The 10,694-nt window shown below is 39.4% G+C and carries 10 protein-coding genes and 1 pseudogene; 10 read left to right on the top strand and 1 reads right to left on the bottom strand.

Going from position 1 to position 10,694, the window contains the following annotated elements:
• The 6 genes from VB073_RS16965 to VB073_RS16990 all read left to right on the top strand — a co-directional run.
• Positions 1–714: hypothetical protein (locus tag VB073_RS16965; RefSeq protein WP_323405375.1), on the top strand; the 714-nt coding region annotated here is incomplete at its 5' end.
• Positions 711–1,940 carry a glycosyltransferase gene (locus tag VB073_RS16970; protein ID WP_323405376.1) on the top strand — a complete coding sequence of 410 codons (1,230 nt, stop codon included), beginning with the start codon at positions 711–713 and terminating at the stop codon, positions 1,938–1,940. The genes VB073_RS16965 and VB073_RS16970, both read left to right, overlap by 4 nt.
• Entirely contained in the window at positions 1,937–4,150 is a 2,214-nt protein-coding gene (locus VB073_RS16975; protein ID WP_323405377.1) for a peptidase domain-containing ABC transporter, read from the top strand. The genes VB073_RS16970 and VB073_RS16975 overlap by 4 nt, the downstream gene beginning before the upstream one ends.
• Positions 4,151–4,160: 10 nt before the next feature.
• Positions 4,161–5,474: an HlyD family secretion protein gene (locus VB073_RS16980; protein ID WP_323405378.1), complete on the top strand. Its 1,314-nt coding sequence runs from the start codon at positions 4,161–4,163 to the stop codon at positions 5,472–5,474.
• A 1-nt stretch (position 5,475) separates the two neighbouring features.
• Positions 5,476–6,189 (top strand): hypothetical protein, encoded by a 714-nt coding sequence (locus VB073_RS16985; RefSeq protein WP_323405379.1) that lies wholly within the window; start codon positions 5,476–5,478, stop codon positions 6,187–6,189.
• Positions 6,180–6,962 (top strand): galactosyltransferase-related protein, encoded by a 783-nt coding sequence (locus VB073_RS16990; protein ID WP_323405380.1) that lies wholly within the window; start codon positions 6,180–6,182, stop codon positions 6,960–6,962. The genes VB073_RS16985 and VB073_RS16990 overlap by 10 nt, the downstream gene beginning before the upstream one ends.
• Positions 6,963–6,988: 26 nt before the next feature.
• Here VB073_RS16990 and VB073_RS16995 read toward each other — a convergent pair whose 3' ends face one another.
• On the bottom strand, positions 6,989–8,413 hold the full coding sequence (locus VB073_RS16995) for a glycosyltransferase family A protein (RefSeq protein ID WP_323405381.1): 1,425 nt from the start codon (positions 8,411–8,413) through the stop codon (positions 6,989–6,991).
• 329 nt (positions 8,414–8,742) lie between these two features.
• Here VB073_RS16995 and VB073_RS17000 point away from each other — a divergent pair, with 329 nt between their 5' ends.
• The 4 genes and pseudogenes from VB073_RS17000 to VB073_RS17015 all read left to right on the top strand — a co-directional run.
• On the top strand, positions 8,743–9,018 hold the full coding sequence (locus VB073_RS17000; protein WP_323405382.1) for a hypothetical protein: 276 nt from the start codon (positions 8,743–8,745) through the stop codon (positions 9,016–9,018).
• Positions 9,019–9,132: 114 nt separating this feature from the next.
• Positions 9,133–9,423 carry a hypothetical protein gene (locus VB073_RS17005; protein ID WP_323405383.1) on the top strand — a complete coding sequence of 97 codons (291 nt, stop codon included), beginning with the start codon at positions 9,133–9,135 and terminating at the stop codon, positions 9,421–9,423.
• Positions 9,424–9,582: 159 nt separating this feature from the next.
• On the top strand, positions 9,583–9,966 hold the full coding sequence (locus VB073_RS17010) for a TlpA disulfide reductase family protein (RefSeq protein WP_323405384.1): 384 nt from the start codon (positions 9,583–9,585) through the stop codon (positions 9,964–9,966).
• 226 nt (positions 9,967–10,192) lie between these two features.
• A pseudogene (locus tag VB073_RS17015) lies at positions 10,193–10,694 on the top strand (hypothetical protein); the annotation flags it as partial.

A 10,694-nucleotide genomic window follows, 5' to 3' on the forward strand; every position in this document is an offset into this window, starting at 1 on the left:
AGACATATTGATATGATGGAATTGAATTTTGGTGTCACCGATAGAATAATACATCATCTGATGCTAAGTGCATGTTTTACTTCGGATATTGGTCTTTTCCACGGTCGGATGGGAATTGCGTTGGCAATGTCCGAGTATTCCAGAGATAAGGAAAGTGATATATATTTTGATGTAGCATCCTGTCTTCTGGATAATATCATGGAAAATGTACATAAAAATTTGGCCTGCTCATTTGATACCGGACTTCCGGGTATTGGCTGGGGTATAGAATACCTTATACAGCACGGATTCGTAGAGGGAGAGAGCGTGGATATTTGTGAGGAAATTGATCAGAAAATAATGGAAACTGACCCCAAAAGAATTACCGATTTTTCATTAGATACGGGCTTTGAAGGTTTATTGCATTATGTGATATATCATTTACAGGGGGCTATCAATCAAAATACAAAATTACCATTCGATGATGGGTATTTGTCTGATCTATATGACGTCTGTACACAGTTAAAGGTTCAAGAAGGAAGTGAGGTATTATATTTATTGTTGGATGTCTATAAGCAATTCTATCTTTCCGGAACGATAAAAAATTATAATGTAACACTTATTGACTTTGTTTCTGTTGAATCAGGTGATTTGTCTGAGAAAATAACATCTTATCCATTGGGATTAAAAGGTGGATTAGCAGGAAAATTATTGAAAAACATATTTGCTAAATGAGAAATATCTATATTTTCGATGAATACACCAGTTCCCGAAAGAATGGAATTGGCACATATCTTCAGCAATTATTGTGCTGTTTAGACACCTCTGATTACAATATCTGCCTGATTGTCTTTAATGCCAATACGGAAGAATTTAGTATTGTGAAAGAGAAAAATATCTCTAAGATGCTTTTTCCTCCTCTTAAAGGCAATTTTTTGTCCCAAGTAAAAGTAATCGATAAGTTTTTAAGATTGTATATTAAAGATAATCCCGAGAATATTTTCTTTTTAAATCATTCTCCCTGCCGTGATTTTATAAAGTCTTTAAGGAATATATTTCCACTCTCTAAAATTGTATTCACGATACATGATTTCGGATGGACAAATCCTCTTATGGGGAACTTGAAAGAGTTCAGAAATTTAGTGAGAAATAAATCTTCCTATACAGACAAGAATACAAAAGAGAATTTTATTATCAATTATTATGAAGAAGAGAAAGAGATGTATCAATTGGCAGATCGGACTATTTGTTTGTCACAGGACTCTTATGATGTTCTTCGATTGATCTATAGATTAGAGAAGGATAAGATTTCTTTGATTCCAAATGGATTGAAAAAGTCGGGAATAGTAATAAAAGAGAGAAACTCGGAAGAGGTAGGAAATTCACTCAATATAAAGCACAATGAAAAGATTCTCATAACAATTGGGCGGCCAACCCGGCAGAAAGGTATATTTGACTTGATAGAGGCAATGAAATTGGTCCTAAAAATCAAACAGAATGTAAGGCTTGTAATTATCGGTGATGCCAACGAACAATCTTTCAGGGAACTGATAAACGCCGCTTCACCGTTGGCATCTTCAATAACTTTTACCGGTTTGTTGGATAGAAAGAGTATCTACAAGTGGATATCCATCGCTGATCTGGGGATTATCCCTTCTTACTATGAGCAATTTGGTTTTGTCGGGGTTGAAATGATGATGCTTGGTTTGCCGATTATAGCATCGGATGGATTAGGCTTAAAAAATATGTTTCAGAATAATGTCAATGCCCGGATTGCAAGGATTGGAAACAGGAAACGGAAGATGGAATACCGGAATAATCTGGCAAATGCCATTCTTGAATTATTAGATTCTCCTGATCTATGCGATAGTTTAAGTTTCCATAGTAAAAAGATATATGAGGAAAAATATCATATCCGTTACATGAAACAGAAGTACAAAGAACTGATCCAATCGCTATGATGAGAAATTCATTTCCTTCATATATCCAACTTGATGCTATGGATTGTGGCCCCTCCTGTTTGCGTATGATCTCCAAATATTACGGGAAGCACTACAGTCTCCAGACCTTACGTGAACAGTCGTTTATAACCCGTGCGGGTGTTTCCATGCTGGGGATAAGCGATGCCGCGGAACATATCGGATTCCGTACGTCGGGAGTAATGATTTCATTTGATCAATTGGTGGATGAGGCGCCTATGCCCTGTATTGTACACTGGAAACAGAACCATTTTGTGGTGGTATATGATATCAGGAAAGACAGGAAAGCCGGGCACCGTGTGTATGTGTCCGATCCGGCTTTGGGATTGGTGGTATATGATGAAGTGGATTTCAAAAAGTGTTGGCTGAGCACGAAAAGGGAGGAAGAAGACAAGGGAGCGGTCTTGCTCCTGCAACCCGGACCGGAGTTTTTCGACCTTGTGGATGAAAAGGAAAATAAAAATCGGAGCCTTCGCTATTTCGTTCGATACCTGACACCTTACAAAAGCCAACTCATACAATTGGTAATGGGAATGTTGGTAGTAAGTGTCCTCCAACTGATTTTCCCGTTTCTTACCCAGTCACTGGTCGATACCGGTATCCGTGACGGAAACCTCAGTTTCATTACCCTGGTATTGATTGCCCAACTGGTTATTTTTGTGGCCCGGCTCTCTGTAGAGTTCATACGTAGTTGGATAGTGCTCCATATGAATACCCGGATAAACATAGCCCTGATATCCGATTTCCTGGCAAAACTGATGAAATTACCCCTCCGTTATTTTGATACAAAAAACACGGGTGATATCATGCAGCGTATTGGTGACCATGGCCGTATTGAAGCTTTCCTCACCGGCAGTTCCATCAGCACGCTTTTCTCGTTTGTCAATTTCTTCATATTCGCTTTCGTGTTGGCCTATTACAATCTGGTTATCCTGGGAATATTCCTTGTGGGAAATACATTATATGTGCTGTGGATACTCTCCTTTATGAGATATCGCCGGGAACTGGACCACAAAAGGTTTGCCCAGTCGGCCGGAGAACAGAGCAATGTCATCCAGCTTATCACGGGGATGCAGGAGATCAAGCTCAATAATTGTGAGAAACAGAAACGGTGGCAGTGGGAACGCATCCAGGTGAAACTGTTTAAAATAAGTGTTAAGGGAATGGCTTTGGGCCAAATACAACAGGTCGGTTCAGTATTCTTCAACCAGACCACCAGTATCATTATCTCTTTCATAGCCGCCAAGGCGGTTGTAGATGGGCAAATGACACTGGGGATGATGATGGCCCTCACCTATATCATTGGTCAACTTTCCTCACCGGTGGAGCAATTTATCGGTTTTGCCCGTTCGTTCCAGGATGCACAAATCAGCCTTGAACGGTTGAATGAAGTGCATGGAAAGGAAGATGAAGAAGAGACTATTCAAAATAAATTGACGATCCTTCCGGATAAAAGAGATATTACCATTGAAAACCTGTCGTTCAGTTATGACGGTGCCGATCGTGACTATGTGCTGGACAATATCAACCTGACCATACCGCAGGAGAAAGTGACCGCTGTGGTTGGGGCCAGCGGCAGTGGTAAGACTACCCTTATAAAACTGTTGCTCGGTTTCTATGAACCGAATAAAGGTAATATAAAAGTAGGAGAAACCCCGTTAAGCGTGATCAACCCCCAACTGTGGCGCAGCAAATCCGGATCGGTGATGCAGGATGGATTTATCTTTTCAGAAACCATCGCAGAGAATATAGCGGTGGGAGATGACTTTATTGATATAGAGAAGCTGCGTCATGCCGTAACGGTTGCCAATATCCGCGACTTTATCGATTCCTTGCCGTTGGGTTATAACACCAAGATAGGAATGGAAGGCAGCGGCATCAGTCAGGGGCAGCGGCAACGGATGCTGATTGCTCGTGCCGTGTATAAGAATCCTGAGTTTATCTTTTTCGATGAAGCTACCAATGCGTTGGATGCAAATAATGAGAAAGAAATTATGGAACATCTGAATGAGTTCTATCAAGGAAAAACAGTGGTGGTAGTAGCCCATAGGCTAAGTACAGTCAGAAATGCCGACAAGATAGTGGTGCTGGACGGAGGGAAAGTGGCGGAAGAGGGTACACATGATGAACTCACTGAATTGAAGGGAAAGTATTACGAACTGGTAAAAAATCAGTTAGAATTGGGAAAATGAATAGCAGGATATGGAAAAAGAGGAAAAGAAATACAAACCTATTGAACTCAGGAGCGAAGAGGTACAGGAAGTGATGAGCCGTGTACCGCCCTGGATACTTCGCCGGGGTATTACAGTGCTTTTTATCATTGTTCTCTTATTGTTGGCCGGTAGCTGGTTCTTTAAATATCCCGATGTGATACAGGCCGAAATTACGGTTACCTCTCTGGAGCCTCCGGCCAGCGTAGTTGCCCGTTTTACGGGAAAAATTGACACTATTTATGTCGGGAATGGTCAGAGGGTGTTGCGGGGAGAGCCGTTGGCCGTAATTCGCAACCCGGCCAATACGGCTGACATGCTTTCTCTCTTGAAAAGCATAGAGGGGTGGAAAGCTTCTGATTACGATTTGACGAAAACTCCCGTACTGTTTCCATCCCAATCTGTCGGTCTGGGGAGTATCCAAAATGTCTATGCCGCATTTTTGAACAGCCTGAATGATTACAGGAATTATAAGTCCCTGAATTATTATCCGAAAAAAATTGATTCACAAAAAGAGCAGTTGGCAACGCAAAAAGAGTTTTTTCTCCGGACAGGAGAACAAGCACCGGTAGTTGAAGAACAGTACCGGACTTCAGAGAGTATCTTTAACCGTGATTCCGTACTCTTTACGAAAAATGCCATCTCAAGGAATGAGTACGAACTGTCAAGAAATAATTTCCTGCAGAGAAAACAGGCCTACCTCTCCTTTAATGCCTCGTTAAAGCAATCGGAACTGGTACTTATACAGGGGGAGGGAGTTCTGCTCGATTTGCAGCAACAGGCAGCGGAATTAGAAAGCAAATATAGGTTATCGTTGCATAATGCCACAGAGGCGTTAAATGCCCAGATCAAGGCATGGGAACAGGATTATCTGATGGCAAGCCCTATCAGCGGTGTCGTCAACCAGATGGGGATATGGAGCAACAACCAGAATGTTACTGCGGGCGAAACGGTCTTTACCGTTGTGCCGATAGGACAGGATAAACCCAAAGGAAAAGCGATGTTGCCGGTACAGGGTGCGGGAAAGGTAAAAGAAGGACAGCGGGTGAATGTGCGTATCAATAACTTTCCTGATCAGGAATTCGGATACCTGACAGGGAAAATAATCAGTATTTCGAGTGTTCCTACTCCTGAAGGATTCTATGTGGTGGAAGTAGATTTTCCGGAGGGTATGAAGACCAATTATGGTAAAGCACTGCCTCTTTCCCGGCAAATGCAGGGAATAGCCGATATCATTACCGACGATCTGAGGTTGATGGAGCGGTTCTTTATGCCGGTCAAGAAAATATTGAGTAACCAGAAATAATATGGAGAACAAAATGATAAAAGACCTTTCTTTTTTACAGTGGTATGCTGAATGGTTGATGAAGAAAAACAACTCTAACCTCGGGTTGGGTTTATGGGATGGTAAGATGGAGATGGCTATTGCTTTTTTTCATCTTTCAGGACTGACAAAAAACAAGATGTGTGAAATAGAGGCAAATAATATGATAGATGAGGTGTATAACAGTCTTACTCACAATATTGCTTTTGATTTTGCAAATGGACTATTGGGGATTGGGTGCGGTTTTGAATACATCATAAATAAAGGTTTTGCAGAAGGAGACAGTGATGAAATTCTATCAGAGATTGATGCTGTGGTAAGAAGTATCATTGATGGCCGGCCGATAGACTCTCTGGATATTGGTAAAGGAGTCTGTGGAGTGGGGTACTATCTCTATTGCCGTTTAAGGAATAAAGCCGGAAATGATGAAAGTATGACAACCTTAAAATTGAAAGAATATCTTATTTACCTGATTGATTGGATATCAGAACTTCTTATGAAAACGAATAAAACTTCTGAATGCAATGATGTCTATTTCCTGCTCTGCAGATTTCAAAAACTGGATGTTTTTAATTTCAAGGTAAACAGGTTAATAACTCTTTGCTTACAGAAAATGATGGAAGGTGGTTGTGGTGTAGAGGATCATTATGAATTAATGGGAATTCAGTCTTTAAAATTATTGAAACCATGGATATAACAGCCGAACTGACTTTTGTAATACCCGTTCGCATTGATTCTATTGAACGGAAAGAAAACTTGGATACTGTATTGTCTTACTTATCTACTAATACTGATGCTTCTATTATTGTTTTGGAAGCTGATAGCGAACAACGATATAATTGGGCAGACTGCTCTGAAAAAGTGAAATATATTTTTGTAGAAAGCAAAGATCCGATTTTTCATAAAACCCGTTATGTAAATAGATTGTTACGGGTGGCGGAAACCGATATCGTGAGCATGTGGGACGCCGATATTATTATACACACCAGCCAAATTATTAATGCTGTGGAAATGATTAAAGGGGGTGTTACCTTATGCTATCCCTTTGATGGGTGTTTCTACTTTTTAAATCCGGAACAAAGTCGAAGTGCACGAGCTGATATCATTTCGGTCCTGGATGACCAGGGTCAAGTGGAAATCTTTACCAGGCTCGGTCGTACTTCTTCAGGAGGAACATTTGTTGCCAATAAGAAGAAATATCTTGAACTGGGGGGAGATAATGAGAATTTTTATGGTTGGGGATTGGAAGATACAGAAAGATTAAAGAGATTTGAAATTCTTGAAGAAACTATTAGCTGGATTGACGGGCCTTTATATCATTTGTATCACCCCAGAGGAATAAACTCCTGCTTTGATAATGGCATGCGAGAAATACATGGTTTAAAGGAATTTGTTCGTGTCTGTAAGATGGATAAGGAACAACTTACAGATTATGTAAATACATTCCCATGGAATAAGAATAACCAGTGAACTCTCAGACTCCAGTTAAACGCAAATTAGGGGCACTCAGACTGATTTATCAGAAATTTATCAGGAGATAAGGGTGAAATGATCTCGGAGAAATTATTTAAAGGAGAGTAGTTTATACTCGATAATTTATTGAAGAACTTTTTATATAGTATGATGAAATTTGATTCTTGCACATTATTTGCCCAGCACAATCTGTCTTGTATTTCACACATGAAATCTATTTTTTCTCCGTGAAGAAATAAGATGTCAGCTTTATAAAAATAGGCCATAAGAACATACTTGAACAATTCATATTTGGAATAATCAGTCTTAAAATGATAGCTGTCAAAACAAATAATTATAAGGTCATCTTCATTTTTAATTGAACGGGACAATATTGAGTTTAAATGCTCTTGGCTAATTTTATGTATAGGAGAATCTGACTTAATCCATGAGACCTTAAACTCCCTTTTTCGAGAGAACTCTTTTTGATGGCTACCATTGCCATATAAGCAAAATGTGTTTATGTAAGAGTTGTCAGCATATTCTTTTATTTCATCTTCGAGCAAGTTGAATTTTATAGGATATTTTATGCTTGAAATGATGTGGTTTATATATTCCAGGCCGAACAAGTCTATCCCAATTTTTATCTTCTCAAAAATATCTGTATGATTAAAAATATTCAATGAGCACCTTAGCAAATTATGATAGAGAATCTTTAAATCTTCAAAATTAAATTTTTCACGATGTTGAGTTATCAGTTCAGAATAAAAAATAATTGAAGCTTCTACTTTTTCTTTTGAATATTTATCCACCCAACCCGATATATTTTTACCGGAAACTCTTATCATAACAGTTGAGTCAGAGATACAATAAACCTTATCAAAATCTGAATATAATAAAATCATCATATCATCGGTATGCCATGCTAAAGGGTAGTATGATATTTTATGTTTAACAAACTGATTAGTTCTGAATATATGTTCACTTAAAGATGACCGGCCTCTGTTCGTGATTTTTTTTAGGTATAGATCCGTCGAATTCTCTATTTGTCCATACTGATATGCTTTTGAAAAAGGATCTCCATATTGATTAATGAGTATACTTGAATATTTGATTACATTTATCCGGTTATCATTTATTTGCGGGAGATGTCGGTAGAAATCAGATATGACATCTGGTCCCAAAATATCATCATCGCCTAATATTAAGAACCATTCTTCGTCGGATATCATCTTCACACATTGGAAAAATTGTTCCCCTAGGGTAATAGGATTCCTTTCATTCTTAAATTCCTTGTACACGATATCTAACTTATCAGCATAACTTTCTATTAATTTTCTTGGGCTGTTGGGGCTATTGTTATTGCCGATATAAACTTTAAATCTCTTATCGGTCTGACAACTCAGAGACGACAGGGTCTTATTAAAATATTCTATGTTATAATAAGGAATAACGATGGCAAGTGACATATTAGGTATAATTTAATTGATTACTTAAGATGAACTATTTCTTTACGGGTCGCTAAGGACAGCAATAATCAGTAATTTTGAATTGCATACGTAAAAAAGAATATTCAAAGTTACATATAAAAATATGATTATCCGCAATGCGACCTATTATAAATTTTGGATTTGAAATCGGAGCGATATGAAACAGGGGATACGAGTCAATGGGTTTATTATTAGATATCTAGGGTTCACCGAATCCGCACAAACAGTTGATTTTAAGAAAAATAACCCTATTTTTTGTTGTGGATTTGGATGAAAAACAGTAAATTTATGGTCAAAACGACTACAATATGAAATACAGTTCTCAAGGAAAGCAGTATCGTCTTGATTTATTCTCGACCACGCTGGAGAAGTCGCTTTACCGGTCCAACAGGTGGTACAAACTGGCTGAATCGATGTCCAGGGGCGAGATAGAGCGCGTGTACAACAAGTGCCTCGACGACAAGCACTGTGGCGGCGGCAACAAGCCTGCCCGTATAGTCGTGGGAGCACTGATCATCAAGCACAAGATGAACCTGTCCGACGAGGAGACCGTTCAAATCATATCCGAGAACCCCTACATGTAATAATTTGTTGGTCTTGAGGAATTTACAAGCAAGCCTATTTTCGATTCGAGCCTGTTCGTGTATATCCGGAAACGGATTGACGTCGAGACGTTCAACAATCTGACCCTGACCTTGATGGAAGAAGAGAAACGCCGTGAAGAGGAGGCGAAAAAGAAACGTGACGGGGGTGACAGCGGAAGGGAAGATGGTACGGGTACCAGCCATCCCGCGGGTGATACGGGCAAGGAGGAGAAGGAGAAAGAGGATGACAGCTTTATAGATGAACAGGGGAACCTTCATTCGGGCAGTCTCAAGATAGACGCCACCTGTTGTGAGGTGGAGGTAAAGTATCCCACCGACCTTGACGTTCTTAATGACGCCAGGGAGGTGAGAGAATCCCTCATAAACAATCTATTACACCATTGATATAATACTTCCGGACAGACTGACAACTACCTATAAAAAGGAATTACCTTATCTTCCCCATATGCAGGGACGTGCCGATATCATTACCGAAGATATTTCGCTTCTCGAAAGGTTTTTCCTTCCAATGAAAAGGATTTTGAGCGAAAGTTTGTAGAATCACTGACTTTTCAGACCCTATTTGAAAAGTATAAGGGTAAACAGATCATTCTGGATTTCTGGGCGAGTTGGTGCGTCCCCTGTATAAGTGATATCAAAAAGTCAGGAGAAATAAAGAGTTTCTTGTCAGGGAACGATGTGGCATATATTTATGTCTCCATAGACCTTGATAGAAATAATTGGATTTCTGCTTCTGAGGAGTTAGGGATAACGGAACTGCAGTTCAGGATAATCGATAATTCTACTTCCCCTCTTATCGATTATCTGAAAATCGGCTTAATCCCAAGATATATTTTCCTCAATAAGGAGGGATACATTATTAATTTATATGGAAAATCACCATTGAAGGAGCATCTGGAGTATTACAATGAGATTTTCAGTAGATAGTATTCATACCTTCCATGCATGGGATGAGGGAGCTATAGCGCCTATTATTCAGGATTTTACAGTCTATTAGTCTTATTTAACTCTCTTTTCTTAAAGGAATTTGCTTTATTTGCGGAATATTCGTAAATTTGTGTTGTTTGCGTTTTGTGAGTTTTAATAATATGGAACCAGAGATTGTTCTCTATTGGACGGGAGTGAAACGATACATTTATAACAATTAATGAATATGATTAAATTCTTTATTTTAGCCGGCTTAAGTGTCTTCTTTTGTATATCCCCATTATTGGCGGACGATAAAGCCCCCGTGAAAATAACGGTGCATGTGGACCGTTCACTGACGGAGGAACCACAGTGGGTATATTGGATTGGACGTGTTGAGAGTGAGTTTTATTTTCTGGATTCCTGCTACCTTGAAAAGGGAAAAGAGTTTTTTTCCCTCGAACATGTTTTTACCGACGATTCAGAGGATTACTCCACATGGCTTACTTTTTCCAAAAAAGGACCAGTCCAAGCGGTCATGCATGTGGAGGACGGTGATGAGATAACCGTATATATTGATGAAAATATAGGCATATTCCCCAGAGCCAAAGGTTCAATAACCGTGGAAGAAGCATATCGAGAAGTGTTGGAAAAATACAAGGTGCGTGATGCCATAAAGCGGTTGGAAGATTCACTTTCCATTGCCAAAGATGAGAAGAGTATCGGTGAGATTGCCCAGGCTTTGGACA

Origin of the sequence: Proteiniphilum sp. (assembly GCF_034927365.1) — a bacterium.
In the GTDB taxonomy this organism is placed as follows: domain Bacteria; phylum Bacteroidota; class Bacteroidia; order Bacteroidales; family Dysgonomonadaceae; genus Proteiniphilum.

What these genes read in the sequence shown, in the direction of transcription:
- VB073_RS16970 (WP_323405376.1), top strand. Translation starts at nt 711, where the DNA reads ATGAGAAATATCTATATTTTCGATGAATACACCAGTTCCCGAAAGAAT.
- VB073_RS16975 (WP_323405377.1), top strand. Translation starts at nt 1,937, where the DNA reads ATGATGAGAAATTCATTTCCTTCATATATCCAACTTGATGCTATGGAT.
- VB073_RS16980 (WP_323405378.1), top strand. Translation starts at nt 4,161, where the DNA reads ATGGAAAAAGAGGAAAAGAAATACAAACCTATTGAACTCAGGAGCGAA.
- VB073_RS16985 (WP_323405379.1), top strand. Translation starts at nt 5,476, where the DNA reads ATGGAGAACAAAATGATAAAAGACCTTTCTTTTTTACAGTGGTATGCT.
- VB073_RS16990 (WP_323405380.1), top strand. Translation starts at nt 6,180, where the DNA reads ATGGATATAACAGCCGAACTGACTTTTGTAATACCCGTTCGCATTGAT.
- VB073_RS16995 (WP_323405381.1), bottom strand. Translation starts at nt 8,413, where the DNA reads ATGTCACTTGCCATCGTTATTCCTTATTATAACATAGAATATTTTAAT.
- VB073_RS17000 (WP_323405382.1), top strand. Translation starts at nt 8,743, where the DNA reads ATGAAATACAGTTCTCAAGGAAAGCAGTATCGTCTTGATTTATTCTCG.
- VB073_RS17005 (WP_323405383.1), top strand. Translation starts at nt 9,133, where the DNA reads ATGGAAGAAGAGAAACGCCGTGAAGAGGAGGCGAAAAAGAAACGTGAC.